Origin of the sequence: Amycolatopsis sp. NPDC051071 (assembly GCF_040682875.1) — a bacterium.
In the GTDB taxonomy this organism is placed as follows: domain Bacteria; phylum Actinomycetota; class Actinomycetes; order Mycobacteriales; family Pseudonocardiaceae; genus Amycolatopsis.
Map to the genome: position 1 here is coordinate 36,941 of NZ_JBFBBY010000010.1, position 21,055 is coordinate 57,995.

The following is a 21,055-nucleotide window of genomic DNA, read 5'->3' on the forward strand; positions in this document are numbered from 1 at the left end:
CAATATTCGATCAGATGTTCGGACCCCGGCAAGGGGGTGGCATGTCGCACGACGTGTCGGTGGTCGGTTCCGGCCCGAACGGGCTCGCTGCCGCGGTCCTGCTGGCCAGTGCGGGGCTGTCGGTCGAGGTTCACGAGGCGGCGGAGGAGATCGGCGGGGGAACGCGGACCGCGCCGCTGTTCGACGACGACGTCCGCCACGACATCTGCGCCACCGGGCATCCGATGGCCGCGGCGTCCCCGTTCTTCCGCTGGTTCGGCCTGGCCGGGCACGGTGTCGAACTCCTGCGACCGGAGATCGCGTACGCGCATCCGCTCGACGGTGGCCGCGCCGGACTCGCGTACGAGGACCTCGACCGGACCTGTGACGCCCTCGGCGCGGACGGCCCCCGGTGGCGCCGCCTGCTGGGCCCGCTCGCCGAACGCAGCCGCGAGGTGACCGAATTCCTGCTCGGTGATCTCCGCCATCCACCACGCGATCCGCGGGTCGCCGCACTCCTGCCCGCCCGGATGCTGACACTCGCTTCCGGGCTGGAGCGCCGTCTGTTCACCGGTCCGGAAGCACCCGCGATGCTCGCCGGCGTTTCCGCGCACGTGATGGGCCGCCAGCCTTCGCTCGCCGCCGCCGGCGCGACCCTGCTGCTCGGCCACCTCGCGCATTCGACCGGCTGGCCGATCGCCCGCGGCGGCAGCCAGGCCATCACCGAAGCGCTCGCCGCCGACGTCCGCGCGCACGGCGGGCGGATCCACACCGGCAGCCGCGTCACGGATCTGCGGCAACTGGCGAAGTCGCGAACGATCATCCTCGACATCGCCCCGCGCGGCTTCCTCGACATCGCGCGCGACCTGATGCCGTCGCGTTACCGCGAGGCGCTGGAGTCCTACCGGTACGGTCCCGGCGCGGCGAAGGTCGATTTCCTGGTGTCCGAACCGGTTCCCTGGGCGATGCCCGAGGTCGGCAAGGCGGGCACCGTCCACCTCGGAGGCACACGTGACGAGGTCTATGCCGCCGCAAACGCCATCGCACGCGGAGAAGACCCGGACGGCCGTTACGTGCTCGTCTCCGATCCGATGACGCTGGACCCGTCCCGCGGGCTGCCGGGGAAGCGGCCGGTGTGGGCGTATTGCCATGTGCCGAACGGCGATCCACGCGACGTCACCGAGATCGTCCGCCGCCGGATCGAACGGTTCGCACCGGGCTTCTCCGACACGATCCTGGCGAGCCGATGCCTCACCGCGCCGGAACTGGAGACGTACAACGCGAACTACCCCGGCGGTGACGTCGCAACCGGGGCGGTGAACCTGCGGCAGGTACTGGGACGGCCGGTCCCGCGATGGAATCCGCACCGGACCCCGCTGGGTGGCGTCTTCCTCTGCTCGGCCGCGACGGCGCCGGGGCCCGGCGTGCACGGCATGGGTGGCTGGTACGCGGCGAAAGCCGTGCTGGGCAAGGACTTCGAGAGGCTCGTTCAGGAACCGCGAGGCCGCACGAGACCCGTTTCGTAAGCGACGACCACGGCCTGCGCCCGGCTGGAGATCCTGAGTTTCGTCATCACCCGGTTCAGATGCGTTTTCACCGTGGCCTCGCTGACCAGCAGCTTCCGTGCGATGTCGGCGTTCGTCATACCGGTGCCGACGAACCGCGTCACCTCGAGTTCGCGTTCGGTCAGCCCGGCCAGTGACGGCGGTGCCGCCGGTTGCCCGGGCGGGCCCTGGGTGAAGGCCTCGACCAGCCGCCGGGTGATGGTCGGGCCGAACAGCATGTCGCCGCGTGCGACGGCGTGGATGCCGGCGATCAGCGTCTCCGGCGGGCTGTCCTTGAGCAGGAAGCCCGCCGCGCCCGCGCGCAACGCGGTGTAGACGTACTCGTCGAGGTCGAACACGGTCAGCATGAGCACGCTCGGCTTTTCCGGACCGGCCTCCGCGAGGATCCGTTCGGTCGCCTTGACGCCGTCGAGTCCGGGCAGCCGGATGTCCATCAGGATCACGTCCGGCCGCAGCGCGAGAGCCTTCTGGACGGCTTCGAGGCCGTTTCGTGCTTCGCCCGCGACGCGTACGTCGGGAACGGCGTCGAGCAGGGCGACGAAGCCGGCTCGGACGAGATCCTGGTCGTCGACCACCAGCACACTGGTCACCGGGTTCGCTCCTGCGGGAGATAGGGAAGGGTCAGTTCGATCGAGAAACCGCCGGATCCGGCCGGTCCCATCGTGATCGAGCCACCGTACATTCTCGCTCGTTCACGCATTCCGATGAGGCCTTGTCCCGCCGGATTGGGCGGCGGTGTCTCCGGGGAAGCGGAATTGCGGACGCGGAGCACGAGCGCTTCCTCGCCGTATTCGAGTGAAAGCTCCGCACACGCCTTCCCGGCGTGTTTCAGAACGTTGGTAAGCGCTTCCTGCGCGATGCGGTAAGTGCACAGTTGCTGGCCGGGTGGCAGCCGCCGAGGCTCGCCGACGTTCTCCGTCTTCACCGTGAGCCCGGCTTCACGCACACGTGCGACCAGAGCGGGAAGATCGGTGAGGCCGGGCTGCGGGCAGTATTCGTGGGGTTCGCGATGCGGTGGACGCAGCACCCCGAGCAGGCGCCGGAGTTCGTCGAGCGCTTCCGTCGTCGTCCCGGTGATGGTGTCGAGCGCGGCGCGCGCGGTGTCCGGTGAGGACTCGAAGACGTACCGTGCGAGGTTGGCCTGCACCGAGATCACCGAAATGTGGTGCGAGACCACGTCGTGCAGCTCATGGGCGATGCGGAGGCGTTCCTCGGCGACGGCCTGCTCCGCCTCCAGCCGGATTTCGCGTTCGGCCCGGACGGCCCGCTCCACCATCCTGTCCGCGCGGAGGTAGCCGAGCCGCCCGACGATGATCGTGCCCGCGCACTGTGCGAGCAGCCGCGTCGTTTCGACCACCAAGGACGGCGTATGCCCGAGCACGAGGCCGAGTTCGAACAGGACGACCCACACGACGGTCGGTGCCACGGCCTTCGCGGGCGGATAGCGCGCCCACACCGTGTACGCCGCGATGAAGGCCGCGGGTTCGCCCAGTGTGGCCCGGTAACCCAGAGCGGTGAAGACGGTCATGAGGGAAACCGAGGCGAGCAGGACCGCGATCGGATGACGGCGGCGTACGACCAGCGGAAGCGCGATCAGGACGGCGAGGAAGACACCCCCGGCCGGGACCGGGTCGCCGAACGAGCCGCCGCGAGGCGCCACGCCCAGCGCGAGGAAGGCGGCCACGGCGGCCGCGATGAGACAGTCGACGAGCAAAGGTCGTGCGCGAAGGAGCTGAATCGGTTGAGCGAGGGACGGCACGTTCGAAAGCTACCGCCGGAGTGTTAAGGGACCCAATTCCTGCAACTACTGCGGTATTTGTCGCCACGATATACCGCGAAGGTTTACGTCGGCTTCCGTCTCGGGGTGATTCCGCTGGGCGATCCGTCCGGTTAACGTCGAACCAGGATGGACATTCCATTCCCCCAACTCGGCGAAGAGGTTGACCCACTTCGGGTAAGAGGGCCTTTTGGGAGGGGTACCCGAAGCGGGCCGCCTCTTCGCCGAGCAGAAACGTTCAGCCGAGATAGGCGTCGAGGGTGACAGCCAGCGCGCTTTCCGGTGACGGCGCGAAGCTCGCGCCTGCCAGACCGCCCCAAAGCCACAGCTGGGCGAGGCCGTGTAGTGACGCCCACAGCGAGGACGCGAGCAGTCGCGGATCGGTCGCGGGATGCCAGCCGCCGTCCTGGACTTCGGCGACGAGCGCGGCGAAGAAGTCGAACACCGCGCTGCTCACCCGGGTGAGTTCCGGATCGTCCGGATCGATGAGGTCGCGCCGGAACATCAGCTCGAACATCGCCGGATTGGCCAGCGCGAAGCCGAGATAGCCGTGGCAGGCCGCGACCAGCCGTTCGCGCGGGGTCCCGTCCGGCAGGTCCGTGCCGCGATCGAGCAGTTCGGTGTAGCCGCGGGTGGCGACGGCGGAGAGCAGGGCCGCGCGGCCGGAGAAATGCCGCAACGGCGCCCCGTGCGAGACACCTGCCGCCTTGGCGATCCCACGCAGCGTCACCGCGCCGACGCCCGCTTCGGCCAGCAGGTTCGCCGCCGTGTCGATCAGGCGGGTCCGGGCGCCCACGCCTGTGCCTCCGTGAGGACGGGAAGGAGATCGGGGCGTTTCGGCAGGAACCCGTCACCCGGCTGGCGGCCGGCGAGCCGGTTGCGGAACCGGGTGACCGCGACCGGGAGGACCTCCCTCGTCAGCCAGCGCAGGTCCGCCCGCAGGCCGGGACGGGCGTCGAGGCCGGGGAGCGGTTCGAGCCAGGCCGGGTCGGACGCGACGCCGAGTTTGCCGAGCACGTGCCCGGCGAGGCGCCGGTGGCCCTGTTCGGACAGGTGCAGCCTGTCCGGGCCGAAGTAGCGGGAATCGTGCGCCGCGTGGTCCGGCCAGAGGTCGACGAGCGTCGCGCCGTAGCTGACGGACGCCTCGCGGACGGCGTCGTTCAGCGCGATGAGGCGCGGGCGCATGCGGTGACCCATCGGCATGCGGTGGGAGATGTCGCTGAGGGTGAAGGTGACGACGGCGGGCGCGATCTCGGTGCAGGCGCGGATGGCGGCGTCGACGCGGCGGGCGACCGTACGCGCGTCCCAGCCGCGGCTCATCACGTCGTTGCCGCCGCCGAACAACGCGATCAGATCGGGCGCGAGCCCGCGCGCCGCCGGGGTCTGCTCGGCGTGGATCTGGTCGAGCCGCCGCCCTCGGACGGCGAGGTTGGCGTAGCGGAAACCGGGCTCTCCTTCGGCGAGGCGTCCCACGACGAAGTCGGCCCAGCCGCGGTAGTACCCGCCGTCCGGATGCGGATCGGCCAGCCCTTCGGCGCAGCTGTCGCCGAGCACGACGAAACGTTGGTAGCCCATCCAGATCTCCGTAACCACGAGTTCACCTTGTAGACACTGTCTATCAAACTTGGGTAGACGCTGTCTACTTCGGGGAGCGGGGGCCTACGCCGCCAGGCCACGTCCACCAAGTGAACGAAACTTCCTGGCAGGCTCGCGTCATGATCGATGATTTCGCGAAAGAGTATTTGCACAGTGACCTGCGAGAGGTCCGCGAGGTGCTGCTCTGGAAGCTCGAAGGACTGGGTGAGTACGAGATCCGCCGTCCGCTGACCCGGACCGGAACCAACCTGCTCGGCTTGGTCAAGCACCTGTCGCTCTCGGAGTCCCGGTACTTCGGCGAGGTTTTCGACCGGCCGTTCCCCGAACCGCTGCCCCGATGGGACGACCTCGGGCAACGCGGCGCTGACCTGTGGGCCACCGAGCACGAGACACGCGAGGAGGTCATCGGCCGCTACCGGCGCGTTTGGGAGCACTCTGACGCGACAATCGCGGCTCTGGCGCTTGATTCGCCTGGTCACGTGCCCTGGTGGCCGCGACCGCGGGTGATGCTGTTCAACGTCCTCGTCCACCTGCTCACCGAGACCAGCCGGCACGCCGGACACGCCGATATCCTGCGCGAACAACTGGACGGCTCGACCGGGATGGCCGCCGACTACGCCACCCAGCAGCGCGACGCGGCCTTCTGGGAAGTCCGGCGCGACCAGATCGAGCGCGCCGCCGCGGCGGCCATCGCCCCACCCGATCACGACCTCCGGACATAGCCTCGCTAGCGCCCCAGCCGGGCCCGGTGGGTGAACGCCACGGCCCGGCGCGGATCGGTGTCCGGGAGCATCCGGCACAGCGCGTCGACGACTGCGAGGTCGTCGGCACCACACGACGTCTCCCAGTACGACCGGAGCGCCGCGGTATCCCCGCCGTCAAGGACGACCCGCCGCACTGACGCGGTGACCGGCTCACGCTCCTCGCGCACGGCCGGTGACTCCGACTCGGTCAGCAGGGGGCCGCGGAACGAGGCTGCCGCTGGGTCCGCAGCTGGTGGATCTCCTCGCGCACCGTCACCAGGTTGCCGCTCTCGCCGTAGAGCGGCAGCGCGAGTACTGGAAGCATATACGAACGATCGTGCTACCTTCGAGGATATGAGCACCCTCGAACTGAACGAAGTCTTCGTCGGGCGGCCGTCCGTGCTCGGCGTGAAGCGGGACATCCCGGTGTACAGCGCCATCTCGAAGGCGCGGGTGGAGGCGCCCTTCCTGAAACTGGACGAGATCAATCTGGCAGGCGACGACCAGGCGGACCGTACGGTCCACGGCGGGGTCGACAAAGCGGTTTACGTCTACCCCGCCGCGCACTACGCGGCCTGGTCGGCGCTCGGTTTCTCGGCGGTCGCGGGCGATTTCGGGGAGAATCTGTCGGTCGCGGGTGCCGACGAGTACGACGTGCGCATCGGCGACGTCTGGTCGTGGGGTGGCGCGCTGGTCCAGGTCTCCCAGCCGCGGACGCCGTGCTTCAAACTCGCGATGAAGACCGGGCGCAAGGACATCATCCCGGCGATGATCGACTCCGGGCACAGTGGCTGGTATCTGCGCGTACTTCGGACGGGTGAGGTCCCCACGTCCGGCACCCTGACGCTCGAAGAACGCGATCCGGTGAACCCGACGATCGCGGAGGTGTACATCGCGTCGTACACCAACGTCGCCCAGCTGGACGACGATCGCCGCACCGCGTACTGGTCGTTACTGGACCGGATCCTCGCGGCGCCCGCACTCTCCCGGCAGTACCGTGACGGCCTGGAATCGGCGAAACGGCGGTGGGAGGAACGAAATGCCGGTTGACGGCCGGGTGGCCCGCGGCGACGCGACGAGGCGGATCGTGCTGCGGCGCGCCGTCGACATCGCCTCCGTCGAAGGGCTCGACGGGCTGTCCCTCGGCAGGCTCGCCACCGAACTCGAACTGAGCAAATCCGGTGTGTTCGCGTTATTCGGTTCCAAGGAGGAACTGCAGCTCGCGGCCGTCGAGACGGCGAGCGCGATCTTCACCGAGAACGTCGTCGCCCCGACTCTGGAGGTCGAGCAGGGGATCACCCGGCTGCGTGCCTTGTGCGCGAACTGGCTGGACTACTCGGAGCGCCGGGTGTTCCCGGGCGGGTGCTTCTTCTTCAACACCGGCGCCGAGTACGACGCGCGGACGGGCCGGGTCCACGACGCGGTGGCGAACGCGAGCCGGGGCTTCGCCGAGTTCATCCGATCCACCGTCGTCGCGGCGCGGAAAGCGGGTCACCTGCGTGAGTCCGTCGACGCGAAGCAGCTCGCCTTCGAACTGCACGCCCTCGGCCGGGCCGCGAACGCGGACTCGGTCATGTTCGGCGGCACGGAGGCCTACACACTCGCCAGGGCCGCCATCACCGCCCGTCTCGACGCCGCCGTCGTGCCATGAACGGCCCGTTACTTGAAAAATTCGCAAGTAACGGGCCGTCGCACGGGACTACTTCCAGTCGACCTGAGTGGACCGGTAGAAGTCGATCCCCTGCTGAACCCATCGCGGGCCCTGCTTCGCCAGCCGGAGCCGGTAGGCGTCCCAAGAGCGGGAAGCCTTGGGAGACCAGCCGATCTCGGCGTGGCCCGGCAACCGCGGGAACGCCATGAACTCGATGTTGTCACTGGTGATCAGCGTTTCCGACCACAGTGGCGCCTCGACACCGATCACGTTCTTCTCCGTCACGCCCTGCAGGTACGTGGCCGGATCCCAGTTGTAGCCGTCCTTGACCTCGATCAACGCGGCCCAGTCCAGGCCGAGCGGCGTCTGCGGGTTGTACTTCATGTCCAGGTACGCCTTGTTCGCCGGCGACATCAGGATCTTGTTGCCCCGCGCCGCTGCTGCGGCGACGTTGGCGTCCGTGCCGGTCGTTCCCCAGAACTGCGGAACGGCCGAAACCGGCGGGGTTGTCTTCGCGATGTCGTGCCAGCCGGTGATCAGCTTGCCGTGTTTCGCGACGATCGGCTGCACCTTCTTGGCGAAGGTCTGGTAGTCCTCCGGTGTGGTCGAGTGCGCCTCGTCGCCACCGATGTTGATGTACTTCCCGGGAGTGATCGCGGACAGTTCGCGGACGACGTCGTCGACGAATTTGTAGGTGATGTCCTTGCCGATGCACAGCGAGCTGTAGCCGACCTCGATGTCCGTGCGCGGCGGCACCGCGACGCCGTCGCAGTTCAGTTCGGCGTAGGAGTGCTGGGCCGCGTTGGTATGCCCCGGCATGTCGATCTCGGGAACGATCGTGATGTGCCGCGAAGCCGCGTAGCGCACCAGGTCCTTGTACTGCTCCTGGGTGTAGTACCCGCCGGGCGCGCCGCCGACGGCCGTCTGCCCGCCGACGGTGGCCAGCTTCGGCCAGCTCTTGATCTCGATCCGCCAGCCCTGGTCGTCGCTCAGATGCAGGTGGAGCGTGTTGAGCTTGTACTGCGCGATCTGGTCGATGTAGAGCTTGACCTGCGCCGGCGTGAAGAAATGTCGCGCGACGTCGAGCATCGCGCTGCGGTAGCCGAAGCGCGGGTAGTCGAGCACGGTGCCGCCCGAAACCACCCACGAGCGGTGCTGGACGGTCTTCGCGTCGATCGCCGACGGGAACAGTTGGCGCAACGTCTGGACGCCGAGGAACAAGCCCTCGTCGGTGTTCGCCTTCAGCGTCACTCCGGAGGACGACACCTTGAGCTGGTAGCCCTCGGTGCCCACGCGGCCGCCCGCGTGCCCGGTTTCGAGGGAGATGGCGGGGCCGCCGCCGCGGTGGCCGCTGACGACGGGCAGCCGGTAGCCGGTGGCGGGCCGCAGGAGGCCTGCCAGGTATTCCGCGACCTGCTTGCCGTCGCGGTCGGTACGGATGACGGTCGCCGGCCCGAGCCGGAAGTTCTCGCGGGGATCGGCTTTCGCGTCGACCGGTGCGGGGACGACGTCGGTCACGGTCCGTTCGGCCTTCGCGTGCTGCGCCGTCGTGGGGTCCGCGCTCGCCGTCGCGGGCAATCCGAAAGTCACGAGACTCAGGACGGCCACGCCGAGCACGGTTCTGGACAGGCATTTACTCATGGAGCACCTCCGGTCGGGGAACTGGAGACTCTCTGCTCTTAGAGGTATAGACCAATAGGGCAAAGGGGACAACACCCGATCGGACTAGGGGCGTGTCTGCAAATCTCGTTCGTGGTCTTCGTGATCCAGGCGGCCCCCGGCGGCGCGGGCCCTTCGACCGAGTACGTCCAGTACGAGGCCGAAGGGCCCACACCACCACGAACCACCTGGATCACGAAGCCCATCGAAGAGATCTGCCAGACACGCCCTAGGGCGTACCGATCACCGGTTCACTCGCCGCGCAACACCGTTTTCAGCGCATCGAGAACGCTCGCGTCTTCGATGGTCGACGGCACGGGTTCGTCCCGGCCGTCGGCGATACCGCGCATGGTCTTCCGCAGGATCTTGCCGGACCGCGTCTTCGGCAACGCGTCCACAATGGACACGTCACGGAACGCGGCGACCGGGCCGATGTCGCGGCGCACCAGCGCGACCAGTTCGGCCTTGAGCGTTTCGGCGTCGGCGTCGACCCCCGACTTGAGTACCACGAACCCGCGTGGCAACTGGCCCTTGAGCTGATCCCGCACCCCGATCACCGCGCATTCGGCGACGGCGGGGTGCGAAGCCAGCACGGCCTCCATCGAACCGGTCGAAAGCCGGTGGCCCGCGACGTTGATGACGTCGTCGGTGCGGCCCATGACGAACAGATAGCCGTCTTCGTCGACGTACCCGGAGTCACCCGTCAGGTAGTACCCGTCGTACCGGGAAAGGTATGCCTCGCGATACCGCTCGTCGTCGTCCCACAAGGTCGGCAGCGAACCCGGCGGCAGGGGCAGCTTGATGGCGATGGCGCCTTCCTTCCCGGCCGGGAGCTGCTCGCCCGCCTGGTCCAGGATTCGCACGTCCCAACCCGGTACCAGTTTCGTCGCGGAACCGGGTTTGACCGGCATCGGTTCCAGCCCGCGGGGGTTCGCCGCGATCGGCCAGCCCGTCTCGGTCTGCCACCAGTGGTCGATCACCGGTGTGCCGAGCTTTTCGTGTGCCCAGTGATACGTCTCCGGATCGAGTCGTTCACCCGCCATGAACAACGTTTCGAACCGGCCGAGCTGGTATTTCTTCAGTTCGTTCGCGTCCGGGTCGACCTTCTTGATCGCCCGCAACGCCGTCGGCGCGGTGAACAGCGCCTTCACCCCGTGGTCCGTGATGACCCGCCAGAACGCGCCCGCGTCAGGAGTCCCGATCGGCTTGCCCTCGTACATGACCGAAGTGGCCCCGATGAGCAGTGGCGCGTACACGATGTAGGAATGGCCGACGACCCAGCCGACGTCCGACGCCGTCCACCACACGTCGCCAGGATGGACGTCGTAGATCGCACCCATCGACCAGGCCAGCGCGACCGCGTGGCCGCCGGTGTCGCGTACGACGCCCTTCGGCTTCCCCGTGGTCCCGGAGGTGTAGAGGATGTACAGCGGGTCGGTCGCCGCCACCGGCACCGGATCGGCGGGGGAGGCGTTCGCGACCAGTTCGGCCCAGTCGACGTCGCGTTCGCCCAGTTCGGCGCGGGCGCGGTCGCGCTGCAGGACGACGATCTTGTCCGGTTGGTGGGCCGTGCCCGCGAGCGCCTCGTCGATGATCGGCTTGTACTCGACGACCCGTGCCGGTTCGATTCCGCACGACGCGGCCACGATGACCTTGGGTTTCGCGTGTTCGATCCGGGCAGCCAGCTCCTTGGGCGCGAACCCGCCGAACACCACCGAGTGCACCGCGCCGAGCCGGGCGCAGGCAAGCATCGCGATGGCCGCTTCGGGCACCATCGGCAAGTACACGATGACGCGGTCGCCCTTCCCGACCCCGAGTGAGGCGAGCGCGCCGGCGAACCGGGCGACGTCGTCCAGCAGTTCCGCGTAGGTGAAGCGGCGCACGGAATCGGTTACCGGGGAGTCCCAGATCAGCGCGGTCCGCTCGCCGCGGCCGTCCCGCACATGCCGGTCGAGCGCGTTGAACGCCGTGTTCAGTTCCCCGTCCGGGAACCAGCGGTAGAAGGGCGCCTTCGACGCGTCGAGGGCCCGCGTCGGCGGGCGAGTCCAGTCGATCGCCCGCGCGGCTTCGAGCCAGAAGCCCTCCGGGTCTTCGAGACTCCGCTGGTACGACTCGGCGTACATCGAATGCTCCTTCGCGCTCGGGTACGGGGCTCCATCATGGACTCACCACCGGGTGAATGCCTGGTGGTAACGGCACGGAGACGCCCGTGACAACCCGGCAACCCTGCGAGGGCCCATGGCGTCCTAAGCTGGACCGGGGGAAAACCGCCGGAAACGGACTCGACTAGCGAGGGGAGCAGGGTCCATGGGACTAGCGAGCGCGCTGCTTTCGTTCGCGCACGGCCTGTTCGGGCCAGGTATCTGGCCTGGTGACTGGGTGTGGGCGACGAGCACCGCGGGAGCGCTGGTCGCGCTGCTGCCCGCACTGGGAGCGATGATCGTCGCGATCATCCGCAAAGGCACCGGCAACCGCTACGACGTGGTGACCCTGTCCATCTTCGGCGGGATCGGCGTCGTCGCAGTCTTCCTGCTGCCGTGGCTGCTCGCCACCGGTGTCTCGCAGGTCTACCAGGAGGCCGCCGCGCCGAAGGGCGGTGACTCCGGGTTCTCCGCCAGCGATCTGTCGACGTTCAACACCGACTACAGCCCGCTGATCGGCGCGCAGAGCGAGTACCTTGGCCGCGGTCAAAACGTGTACGAGGTCCTGTTCTATCCGAACGGGATGCAGCTGAGCTACATCTTTTACTTGATCCTGCTGGTCGGCCTGCCCGCGCTTTCGCTGCTGTTCGTGATGCTGCAGGCGCGGACAGCGTTCCGCCGCGGCCCGAAGTGGCCTTCGCGGTTCTTCTGGATCCCGTTCGTGCTGATGGTGCTGGCCAGCGTCGGGATGGGTGCGAACACCGCCGTGCACTTCTGGCTCGGCTTCCTGCCGCTCAGCGTGCTGGGCCTGATCCCGGTCGCGCTGGTCGGGCCGCCGCCGTGGTCGGTCATCAACCGGCCGGACCCGCAGCCCCGCCAGCAGGTCGAGCCGTACCGGCCGGAGCCGCCCGCGCCGAAGCCGCAGCAGCAGTTGACGCCCCCGCCCGCCCCGCCCAAGCAGTATCCGGCGACGGCGCTGGCGCAGGCACCCGAACCACCCGCGTTGGCCGCGGTGCCCGGTCCGGTTCCGGCGCCCCCGGGTTCCCGCAACTCCGGCGGCAGCCGCTACAAGCGAGTTCGCCGTCTCGGCCACGGCGGCTTCGGCACCGTCTGGGAAGCAATCGACACGCAGCTGAACCGCACGGTCGCGCTGAAGATCGCGCACGCGCCGGACCGCGACACCGAGGAGCGGATGCAGCGTGAGGCCCGTGCGCTGGCGGTGGTGAACCACCCCAACTGCGTCCGCGTCTACGACCTCGCCGAGGAGCCGGACGGGCTCGCGCTGGTGATGGAGTATCTGGAAGGGCGCTCGCTGTCCGAGATCGTGGACACCCAGGGCCCGCTCGACGACATCGCCGCCGGGCGGCTCTGGTCGACCATGGCAGGCGCGCTCGCCGCCGCGCACGAAAAGGGTGTGCTGCACCGCGACCTCAAGCCGTCGAACATCATCCTCGACCGCAACGGACTCGCCCACCTCATCGACTTCGGCATTGCCCGCAGCCAAGGTGACTCGAAGATGACGGCGACCGGGATGATGATCGGTACGCCGGACTTCGTGGCCCCCGAGCAGGCGATGGGTTCGCCGGCGAGTCCGGCGTCGGACGCCTGGCAGCTGGCCGCGACGGTCAGTTACGCGCTGTCCGGTCAGCCTCCGCGCGGTACCCGGGAGACCCCGATGGCCGCGCTCATGGCCGCCGCCCGCGCCGAACCGGTGTCGAAGCTGCCGAACCGCAGCGCCCACGCCCGGATCCTCATCGCGTCGCTCGACCAGGAGCCACGCCGCCGCCCGACGCTCGCCGCCGTGCGGCGCGACGTCGAAGGCTGGCTGGCCAGGGCGGGCAAGTCGCCGGACGGCCCGGTGACCCAGATCGTGCCGCGACGGCCTCCGCAGCAGAAACCGCAGACGCAGCACCAGCCCCAGCCCCAGCGCCATCCACGCTGACCTGCGGAAACCTGCGGAAAGAGAGCAAGGGACCTTTGCTATCACTCTCCAGGAGAGAGTGATAGCAAAGGTCCCTTGCTCTCTTCCGGCCCGCTCAGTCGACGATGACCCAGGACCCGTCGCGCCACGCCATGGTGAACGTCTTGGGATCGGCCGCCATCATCGCCGCCTGCGGCGAGATCGCGCCCGGGGGAACGACGACCTTGTCCGGTCCCTTGCTCTGCACCTTCGCCCGGTCGACGCGAGTGAGCTTCAGCTTCTTGAAATCGTCCGCCGAGAACATCCCGAACTGCATCGGGGTGAGGCTGCGGCATTCCTTCATCCCGCCGTTGAAGGCGGGCGCGGTGATCCGGCAGACGGTTTCGAGGTCCTTCTCGCCCAGTGCGTGGTGGTACTCCTCCATCACGCTCGCCGCCCCGTCCGGCGTGTGCGCCGCCGCGCCACCCGCGGTGGGTGTCGTGGCCACCGACGCTGTCGTCGCAGAAGGACGCGAAGCACTCACGGTCGGCGTAGGTTCGCTCGAACTGCTGCTCGGCGCCGCCGAGGTACCCGGAGCGACCGAAGATTGCGGCGCCGCGGTCCCCGGCGTCTGCTCCTCGCAACCCGCGATCAAGAACAGCGCCGCGGCCGCGCAGGCCGCCCCGAGCGGTCGGATCGTCATGATGCCCCCTGTCGTGCTGCGACTGACCAGGGGAGAGTAACAACTGCGGCCTAAGTGTCACAGTCGAATCGGAAAACCCGACCTTGACGGGTACCCGGCCCGCTGAAGATATCTGCATGTATCTACATTAGATGTACGTACATGCAACCTGGGGGAGAAATGACGACGTCCGCACGATCCGGTCTGGTGCCTTTGGTGGCGTTCGCGGTGTTCACCGCGACACTCGACGTCTACGCCGGCAACCAGGTCCAGACTTTCAGCCCGCTCAGCGTCGCGGCGATTTCGCTCAGCCTCGCGGCGGCCTTCTTCTTCGGCGCCGAAGTCGTGAGGCGAGGGCTGCCGACGGCCTTGAGCCCGTTCCGCGAGCAGCGCGCCGACGTCCTCGCCATCAACGTCACCACCGCGGTCACCTGGCTGAGCATGTTGTACGCGCTCAAGTTCCTCGAACCCGCCATCGTCAACGTGATCAGCCTGGCGATCGGCCCGGCGCTGACGGTGCTGCTGGGTCCGTTCCTTCGCCGCGGCAGCGCGGTCCTGCGCGTGGAGATCGTCACGGCGATCGGAATCTGCGGACTGCTCGCCGTGCTGGTCTGGGCGTCACTCGCCGGACACAGCGGCGTCGGCGCCCGCCCCGGCGCCGAAGTCGTCCTCGGCATCGTTCTCACGCTCGTGTGCGGGCTCGCGTCCACCGGCAACGTGATGTTTTCGAAGCGGCTCAGTGACGCCGGGGCCAGTCCGCGCTCCGTACTCGCCAACCGGTTCTGGCTGACCATCGCGATCGGCTGGGCCTTCACCGCTTTCGACGAAACGCCCCGGCTCGGTGAAGCGTTCGTGTCGTCGGCCGTGCTCGCGGTGATCGGCGTGGCCTTGCCGATGTACCTGTTCCAGGTCGGGGTGCGGCATACCGAACCGATCACCGCGGCACTGATCACGACCCTGTCTCCGGTGTTCGCGCTGCTCCTGCAGCTGCCGGATCCCCGGCTGCGGCCGTCGGCGGTGTCGCTCGTATGCATCGTCGCGATCACCGCGCTGGTCGCGGCCGGGGTCTTCGCCCGTGCCCGCCTTACGCGTCGTCGGATATCAGATCCAGTAGCACCGCTGCCGTGACGAACTGAGCGGACTTCTGGATCAACCCTGCTGGGTCACTTCCAGGACGGAAGCCACAGCTCGGCGTTCCAGTGTTCGTTCGTGATCGCGTTGCCGTTGAGGACCGGCCAAAGCCAGGCGAAGTTGGCCACGACGAGACCCACGTAGAGGGCGACGACGAGCATGCCGGTGCCTCGTCGTTCGAATCCGCGTTTCGCGCTGCCGAGGATCTGGCCGAGGATCAGCGTCAACCCGAGTATCAGAAACGGCGAAAGCGGCGTCGCGTAGAAGAAGTACATCTGGCGGTCGAGGTTGGTGAACCAGGGCAGGTAGCCGGCGAAGTAGCCGACGAGCACGGCCGCGTACCGCCAGTCCATCCGGAAAAACGACCGCCACAGGCTCCAGCCCAGCATCGGCAGGGCCAGCCACCACATCGCCGGCGTCCCGATCAGCATCGTCGCGCGCACGCAGGTCGACTCGCCGCAGCCGGTCGCCTCGCTGCCGCCCGCGTAGGCGTAGAGCATCGGCCGCAACCCCATCGGCCAGGTCCACGGCTTCGATTCCCAAGGATGAGGTTTGTCCTTGGGCGTGACGAGATTCGCGTGGAAGTCGAGGACGTTCATCGAGTAGTTGCCGAGCGACCGCAACGCGGGTGGCATCCAGGCCCAGAAGCCCGGATCGATGTCCTTGATCGCCACGTAATTGCGGTCGGTCGCGGTCTCGCTCGCGAACCAGGCCCAGTAGCAGGCGAGGTACACCAGGATCGGGATCACGACGATCGCCCACAGCGCGGGCAGCACGTCGCGGCGAAGCGTGCCCAACCACGGCCGCTCGACCCCGGCGGCGCGGCGGGCCGCGACGTCGAAGAACACGGTGAGCAGGCCGAACGCGGCGATGTAGTACAGCGCCGACCACTTGACGCCGAAGGTCAGGCCGATCATCAGCCCGCCGGCGAACCGCCACCACCGGAAGCCCAGCTTCGGGCCGAACCGGGACTCGTTCACCCAGCCCTCGCGGACGGCCACGGCCAGCCGCCGCCGCACCTGGTCGCGGTCGCACAGCACGCAGGCGAACGCGGCGAGGACGAACACCGCGATGAAGATGTCGAGCATGCCCATCCGTGACTGCAGGTGCAGCACGCCGTCGCTGATCACCAGGATCCCGGCGACCGCGCCGAGCAGCGTCGAACGGGTCAGCCGCCGTGCGATTCGGATGGTGAGGAACACGATCAGCGTGCCGGCCAGCGCCGGCATGATCCGCCAGCCCCAGGCGTTGTAGCCGAAGAGCCACTCGCCGATCGCGATGAGGTGCTTCGCCAGCGGCGGATGCACGATCAGCTCGTAGCCGTAGTTGTCTTCGTAACCGCCGTTGCGCAGCATCTGCCACGCCTGCGGGACGTAGTGCTTCTCGTCGAAGACGGGGGTCCCCTTGTCCGTGGGCGTACCCAGATTCTGGATCCGGACGAAGGCGCCGATCAAGGTCAGCACCAGCGTGACGACCCAGCCGCGCAGGCGGTCGGTCGGCATACCGCGGCCGAGGAGGGTGGCCTCCCGGTCGCTCGGTGGGCGGAGCGCGTCGACCGGATCAGGCCGCATGCTCTCGTCGTCACGGGTCAGCAGCGCGGTCACGGGGCCTGATCCTACGGGCGCGAGAGTGAACTCGGTGTCCGGATCCGGGAACCGGTTAACCTTCGGAAATGACCGAAGGACGCCTCGTGCTCGCAGCCACCCCGCTCGGAGACGTCCGCGACGCTTCGCCACGCCTTTCCGAAGCCCTCGCGACGGCCGACGTGATCGCCGCCGAGGACACCAGACGCCTGCGGTCCCTCACCGCCGCCCTCGACGTCTCGACGACGGGACGCGTCGTCAGCTTCTACGAGGATGTCGAGACCGCCCGGCTGCCGAAGTTGCTGGAATCGCTGCAAGCGGGTGAGACGGTGGTGCTGGTGACCGATGCCGGGATGCCGAGTGTTTCGGACCCCGGTTTCCGCCTGGTGGCCGCCTGTGTCGAGGCGGATGTGCCGGTGACCTGCCTTCCCGGCCCGTCCGCGGTGACCACGGCGCTTGCGCTGTCCGGCCTCCCGTGCGACCGGTTTTGTTTCGAAGGGTTCGCTCCGCGCAAACCCGGCGAACGCGCGAAGTGGCTCGGTTCCCTGAAGGACGAGCCCCGCACCGTCGTGTTCTTCGAGTCACCTCACCGCCTGGCGAGCACACTCGCCGACGCCGCCGACGTCCTCGGGGCCGATCGCCGTGCCGCCGTCTGCCGCGAGCTGACCAAAACCTACGAAGAGATCAAGCGCGGTACCCTCCCGGACCTGGCCAGTTGGGCCGCCGAGGGAGTCAAAGGCGAGATCACCGTCGTTCTCGCGGGCGCGCCGCCGCGTTCGGTGAGCGTCGCCGACCTGGTCTCGGAGGTCTCGTCGCGGGTCGCCGCCGGTGAACGCCTCAAGTTGGCCGCCGCCGAGGTCGCGGAAGCAACGGGAGTGTCCAAGAAGGAGCTCTACGACGCCGTCCTCGCGTCCCGTAAATGATCGGTCAGGAAAGCAGGGCGGCCGCCGCCGCACGTGCCTTCCCGGCATCGGGCTCGGCGCCGGTGATGACGTCCGTATAGATGAAGGACTCGCCGATCCGCACCAGCAGGTAGGCCAGGTCGTCGACCGGCAACGGCAGGGTGAGCAGCCCGGCCGCGACCTCCTCTGCCAGGAAGTCGCGCACCTTCGCGATCGCCCGGCTCTGCACCACGCTGGCCTTCGTCGTCAGGATCCGCAGCGCCCGCTCGGGCTCGTTGCGCAGAAACTCCCGGAACGGCTTCGAACCGTTCACGGTCCGGACGAACGTGCCGATGAGGTCGGCGATCCCCTCGGCGCCTCGCCCGAGCTTGCCGGAAGCACGCGCCTCGAAGACCTCCACGGTCATCGACCACAGGATCTCGCCGAGCAGCTGGTCCCGGCCGCCGACCCAGCGGTGCAGCGTGGCGCGGCTGATCCCCAGCTCGCCGGCGAGATCACGCATGTCCACCCGGCGTCCGTCGAGGAACCAGGCACGCGCGATCGAGAACGCGCGCAGGGCGTCCGGGCGCGGCGAAGTCAGCTGGCGTTCGAGTGCGGTTTCTATCAGTGAAACATATCACGCGATGTCTCACTGATGAGACATATGCAAGACTGTCTCATCTCGACGAGGAGGATGCGAATGCGTGCAGTACAGGTGACCGAATTCGGCGGACCCGAGGTGCTCAACCTCGTCGACCTGCCGGATCCCGTACCCGGCCCCGGTCAGCTGCTCATCGAGGTCGACCGGGTCGGCGTCAACTACGCCGACACGCATCAGGCCGAGAACTCCTACCTCGCGCCCAGCGAACTTCCGCTGGTGCCCGGCGGTGAGGTCGTCGGCCGCACCGCAGCGGGCAAGCGGGTCGTCGCGCTGCTCAACGGCGGTGGCGGTTACGCCGAGCGCGCGGTGGCGGAGGCGGTCACCACCTTCGACGTACCCGACGGAATCGACGACCTGACCGCACTGTCCTTCATCGTCCAGGGCACCACCGCCTACCTTTTGCTGCGCAAGAACGTTCACCTCGAGTCAGGCGAAACCGTCGTCGTGCACGCGGCGGCGGGCGGGGTCGGTTCCATCGCCGTCCAACTCGCGAAGGCGTGGGGTGCGGGCCGGGTCATCGCGACCGCCAGCAGCGACGAGAAACGCGCACTCGCCCTCGAACTCGGCGCCGACGTCGCCATCGATTCCCGCGCCGAGGACATGACCGAAGCGCTTCGCGAAGCGAACGGCGGCAAGCGCGTCGACATCGTCCTGGACATGACCGGCGGAACGGTCACGGACCAGAGCATCGCCGCACTCGCGCCGTTCGGGCGGCTCGCGTTCTACGGCATGGCCAGCCGCAAGCAGCCGAAACCGATCGAAGCCCGCAACCTCCTCGAGCACAGCACCACCGTGTCCGGAATGTGGCTGCCGCACGTGTTCAAACTCCCCGGGAACGTGTTCGGCCGCGCACTCGACGAACTGTTCTCGCTGGCGCTCGCCGGTCAGGTCCGCGCCGTCGACGGCGGCGAGTACGCCCTGTCCGACGCGCGCGCCGCCCACGAGGCCCTGCGGTCGCGTGGCACGACGGGCAAGCTCCTCCTGGACCCCGCCAAGTAGCTCAGCCGAGCAGTCGCTCCAGCGGAGCGGATTTGTGCAGGCATTCCTGCCATTCCGCTTCGCTGTCGGAGTCGGCGGTGATCCCGCCGCCGACTCCCAGCGCGATCGTGCCTTCGTGGATTTCGAAGGTTCTGATCGCGACGTTCAGTTCCAGCCCGGCGATCGGCGAAGCAAGTCCGATCGCGCCCGTGTAGACGCCGCGTCCCGTCGGTTCCAGCTCGGCGATCAGGTCCAGCGCCCGAATCTTCGGCGCGCCGGTCACCGAACCCGGCGGGAACGTGGCCGCGAGCAGTTCCGCGTCGTCGATCCCCTCGGCGAGCAGCCCCTCCACAGTGGACTCAAGATGCCAGACTCCCGGCGCCGGGCGGACCTTGAGCAGTTCGGGAACGCGAACACTGCCGGTGGCGCACACGCGGCCGAGGTCGTTGCGGACGAGATCGGTGATCATCACGTTCTCGGCGACATCCTTGGTGGATTCCCGCAGGCGCCGCGCCAGGTGCTCGTCTGAGGCGTTCCTTCGCGGCAGGGTGCCCTTGATCGGGGTCGACCGGACACGCTGTCCGTGCCTGGCAAGGAAAAGTTCGGGGGAGAAGGAGACGACCGAGCCCCAGTCCCCGGCGAGGAACGCCGACCGCCGGGCGCGCAGCCGGTGCACACCTTCGGCGAACAACGAGAGCGGATCGCCGTCGAATTCCCCGGTGAAACGGGCGCAGATGTTCGCCTGGAACAACTCGCCTGCCTCGATCGCGTGCACACACGCCTTGACCACGTCGTAGTGCTCCGACGGCAGCGGACGCGACAGCGGACCGGAACTCCATGGAGCCGTTTCGGGCGGGTCGGCCAGTGTCGTTTCCAGTTCGGACACCTCGTCCGCCGGATCCGGGTCGTCGTCGGGAAGTAACGCCTCGAACCACCACGAACCGTCCGCGTCCAGCCGGAGTACCCGGTCGACCCAGCCCCAAGCCGCCGGAGGAAGGCTGCCCGAACGGCCAGACGGGTCGGTCAGGTCATAACCCAGGTAACCGAACCAGCCGCCCCCGACAGCACCGGGAACCGCGTCGCGAACCCGCGGAAGACGAGTGGGAACGGCGAACGCCTCGGCCACGTCTCGAACGGGCGTCAACGAAGCACTCAAAGCGATGACCGCGCGCGAGGAGAACCAATCTCCGCAAAGCGCCGCTGGCGGCGCGAGCCTGAGTGCCCGGGCGCGAACGCCGAGTGCCGCCAGCGCCCGCTCGGGCGTGACGTCCGTCCGCAGCTTCCGGCACATCAACCGCACGCGACATTGTCGCTGCCCGGCCGGGCGAAAAGGCAACCCGCGCCGACTGGAAAGTGACATCCGCGACCACACACGCGAGTATCGGTGACGTTGTGCACACCCGTCGTCACGAGTGAAACCCTACAGAAGTACGTCCGAGAGCGTGAAGGGATAGACCACGGCGTCCTGGGCGATCGGCCCCTCCACCCCGGGCAACCCGGTGCCGAAGCCGTGCTGGTGCAGCCCGAGCCGGGAGTGGAACCACCCCGGTCTTCCGGGGATCTCGTTGTGCCTGACCAGCCACAACACCACTTCGCTGTCCGCCCACTTGTCCGGGTGCAGCCGGTTCGTCCAGCACTCGAGCCCGGCGTACACCAGGACGCGTTCGACGCGTGCCGCTTGCCTGACGTGCTTGATCCACGCCTTGATGAACCGGTCGTCGACGCTGGGCGCCTCCACTTCGAGCGCCGGCGCGAGCGAGCCGGGCGCGAAGGCGCCAAGCGCACTCGCCGTCCGCACGAAATGGTCCGCCTGGTCGTGGACGGCGCCAGGGCGCGCGTAGTGCCGGGCACCCGTGTGGATGCCGGCACGCTGGGCGCCGGCCAGATTGCGTTCCGCGACGACGTCCCGCCAGTTGGTGTTCTCGCTGACGGTGACCGAGGCGAACCGGATGTCGGCGCCACGCACCGCAGCCCAGTCCGTCACCGTCTCGCGGTGGGACAGGGTGACGCCGTGCTCACCTTCCGGATCGATCAAAGTCACTCGCCTTCGAATTTCGCCCCAATACGCCCGAAAGGTCACCCTACGTCCGCGAAGCGGCCGCAAGGTGACCTTTCGGTTCAGCGTGTC

Annotated in this window: 21 protein-coding genes; 9 read left to right on the forward strand and 12 right to left on the reverse strand. The window is 68.3% G+C overall.

Annotation, left to right across the window (positions count from 1 at the left end):
* The first annotated feature begins 41 nt into the window (after positions 1-41).
* Positions 42-1,505 (forward strand): NAD(P)/FAD-dependent oxidoreductase, encoded by a 1,464-nt coding sequence (locus AB0M65_RS05490; RefSeq protein ID WP_364021831.1) that lies wholly within the window; start codon positions 42-44, stop codon positions 1,503-1,505.
* On the opposite strand, the gene AB0M65_RS05495 is transcribed toward AB0M65_RS05490, so the two are convergent.
* The 4 genes from AB0M65_RS05495 to AB0M65_RS05510 form a co-directional block, all read right to left on the reverse strand.
* Complete coding sequence (locus AB0M65_RS05495) at positions 1,469-2,134, reverse strand: response regulator transcription factor (protein WP_364021833.1); 666 nt, start codon at positions 2,132-2,134, stop codon at positions 1,469-1,471. The genes AB0M65_RS05490 and AB0M65_RS05495 overlap by 37 nt on opposite strands.
* Positions 2,131-3,303, reverse strand: a complete 1,173-nt coding sequence (locus tag AB0M65_RS05500) for a sensor histidine kinase (protein ID WP_364021836.1) — start codon at positions 3,301-3,303, stop codon at positions 2,131-2,133. The genes AB0M65_RS05495 and AB0M65_RS05500 overlap by 4 nt, the downstream gene beginning before the upstream one ends.
* A 256-nt stretch (positions 3,304-3,559) precedes the next feature.
* Positions 3,560-4,117 (reverse strand): TetR/AcrR family transcriptional regulator, encoded by a 558-nt coding sequence (locus AB0M65_RS05505; RefSeq protein WP_364021839.1) that lies wholly within the window; start codon positions 4,115-4,117, stop codon positions 3,560-3,562.
* Positions 4,096-4,896, reverse strand: a complete 801-nt coding sequence (locus AB0M65_RS05510) for an SGNH/GDSL hydrolase family protein (protein ID WP_364022004.1) — start codon at positions 4,894-4,896, stop codon at positions 4,096-4,098. The genes AB0M65_RS05505 and AB0M65_RS05510 overlap by 22 nt, the downstream gene beginning before the upstream one ends.
* A 140-nt stretch (positions 4,897-5,036) precedes the next feature.
* Here AB0M65_RS05510 and AB0M65_RS05515 point away from each other — a divergent pair, with 140 nt between their 5' ends.
* Positions 5,037-5,639 (forward strand): DinB family protein, encoded by a 603-nt coding sequence (locus AB0M65_RS05515; RefSeq protein ID WP_364021842.1) that lies wholly within the window; start codon positions 5,037-5,039, stop codon positions 5,637-5,639.
* Between the two features lie 5 nt (positions 5,640-5,644).
* Here the strand turns inward: AB0M65_RS05515 and AB0M65_RS05520 are convergent, their stop codons facing one another.
* On the reverse strand, positions 5,645-5,848 hold the full coding sequence (locus AB0M65_RS05520; RefSeq protein ID WP_364021845.1) for a hypothetical protein: 204 nt from the start codon (positions 5,846-5,848) through the stop codon (positions 5,645-5,647).
* Positions 5,849-6,014: 166 nt separating this feature from the next.
* Here AB0M65_RS05520 and AB0M65_RS05525 point away from each other — a divergent pair, with 166 nt between their 5' ends.
* The gene (locus tag AB0M65_RS05525) at positions 6,015-6,710 is read left to right on the forward strand and encodes an MOSC domain-containing protein (protein WP_364021848.1); all 696 of its coding nucleotides are present in this window, start codon (positions 6,015-6,017) and stop codon (positions 6,708-6,710) included.
* A complete protein-coding gene (locus AB0M65_RS05530; RefSeq protein WP_364021851.1) occupies positions 6,700-7,311 on the forward strand; it encodes a TetR family transcriptional regulator in 612 nt (203 codons plus the stop codon). Before AB0M65_RS05525 ends, AB0M65_RS05530 begins: the two co-directional genes overlap by 11 nt.
* Positions 7,312-7,359: 48 nt before the next feature.
* Here AB0M65_RS05530 and AB0M65_RS05535 read toward each other — a convergent pair whose 3' ends face one another.
* Together AB0M65_RS05535 and AB0M65_RS05540 are read right to left on the reverse strand one after the other, a co-directional pair.
* On the reverse strand, positions 7,360-8,952 hold the full coding sequence (locus tag AB0M65_RS05535) for a beta-N-acetylhexosaminidase (RefSeq protein ID WP_364021854.1): 1,593 nt from the start codon (positions 8,950-8,952) through the stop codon (positions 7,360-7,362).
* Between the two features lie 269 nt (positions 8,953-9,221).
* Positions 9,222-11,093, reverse strand: coding sequence for a propionyl-CoA synthetase (locus tag AB0M65_RS05540; protein WP_364021857.1), 1,872 nt, complete (start codon positions 11,091-11,093; stop codon positions 9,222-9,224).
* 184 nt (positions 11,094-11,277) lie between these two features.
* Here AB0M65_RS05540 and AB0M65_RS05545 point away from each other — a divergent pair, with 184 nt between their 5' ends.
* Positions 11,278-13,053, forward strand: a complete 1,776-nt coding sequence (locus AB0M65_RS05545) for a serine/threonine-protein kinase (RefSeq protein WP_364021860.1) — start codon at positions 11,278-11,280, stop codon at positions 13,051-13,053.
* A 94-nt stretch (positions 13,054-13,147) separates the two neighbouring features.
* Here the strand turns inward: AB0M65_RS05545 and AB0M65_RS05550 are convergent, their stop codons facing one another.
* Complete coding sequence (locus AB0M65_RS05550; RefSeq protein WP_364021863.1) at positions 13,148-13,519, reverse strand: hypothetical protein; 372 nt, start codon at positions 13,517-13,519, stop codon at positions 13,148-13,150.
* Between AB0M65_RS05550 and AB0M65_RS05555 the strand changes: the two genes are divergently transcribed.
* Complete coding sequence (locus AB0M65_RS05555) at positions 13,512-13,754, forward strand: hypothetical protein (protein ID WP_364021866.1); 243 nt, start codon at positions 13,512-13,514, stop codon at positions 13,752-13,754. The two genes, AB0M65_RS05550 and AB0M65_RS05555, sit on opposite strands and share 8 nt — an antisense overlap.
* 119 nt (positions 13,755-13,873) lie before the next feature.
* Complete coding sequence (locus AB0M65_RS05560; protein ID WP_364021868.1) at positions 13,874-14,821, forward strand: DMT family transporter; 948 nt, start codon at positions 13,874-13,876, stop codon at positions 14,819-14,821.
* Positions 14,822-14,856: 35 nt separating this feature from the next.
* On the opposite strand, the gene AB0M65_RS05565 is transcribed toward AB0M65_RS05560, so the two are convergent.
* Positions 14,857-16,428: a phospholipid carrier-dependent glycosyltransferase gene (locus AB0M65_RS05565; protein ID WP_364021871.1), complete on the reverse strand. Its 1,572-nt coding sequence runs from the start codon at positions 16,426-16,428 to the stop codon at positions 14,857-14,859.
* A 68-nt stretch (positions 16,429-16,496) separates the two neighbouring features.
* Between AB0M65_RS05565 and rsmI the strand changes: the two genes are divergently transcribed.
* The gene (rsmI, locus tag AB0M65_RS05570) at positions 16,497-17,330 is read left to right on the forward strand and encodes a 16S rRNA (cytidine(1402)-2'-O)-methyltransferase (RefSeq protein WP_364021874.1); all 834 of its coding nucleotides are present in this window, start codon (positions 16,497-16,499) and stop codon (positions 17,328-17,330) included.
* Between the two features lie 4 nt (positions 17,331-17,334).
* Here the strand turns inward: rsmI and AB0M65_RS05575 are convergent, their stop codons facing one another.
* A complete protein-coding gene (locus AB0M65_RS05575) occupies positions 17,335-17,811 on the reverse strand; it encodes a QsdR family transcriptional regulator (RefSeq protein WP_364021877.1) in 477 nt (158 codons plus the stop codon).
* Between the two features lie 177 nt (positions 17,812-17,988).
* Between AB0M65_RS05575 and AB0M65_RS05580 the strand changes: the two genes are divergently transcribed.
* On the forward strand, positions 17,989-18,948 hold the full coding sequence (locus tag AB0M65_RS05580) for an NADPH:quinone oxidoreductase family protein (RefSeq protein ID WP_364021880.1): 960 nt from the start codon (positions 17,989-17,991) through the stop codon (positions 18,946-18,948).
* A gap of 1 nt (position 18,949) precedes the next feature.
* Here the strand turns inward: AB0M65_RS05580 and AB0M65_RS05585 are convergent, their stop codons facing one another.
* Positions 18,950-20,227: an aminodeoxychorismate synthase component I gene (locus tag AB0M65_RS05585; protein WP_364021882.1), complete on the reverse strand. Its 1,278-nt coding sequence runs from the start codon at positions 20,225-20,227 to the stop codon at positions 18,950-18,952.
* A gap of 120 nt (positions 20,228-20,347) precedes the next feature.
* A complete protein-coding gene (locus AB0M65_RS05590; RefSeq protein WP_364021885.1) occupies positions 20,348-20,962 on the reverse strand; it encodes a GH25 family lysozyme in 615 nt (204 codons plus the stop codon).
* Positions 20,963-21,055: the final 93 nt, after the last annotated feature.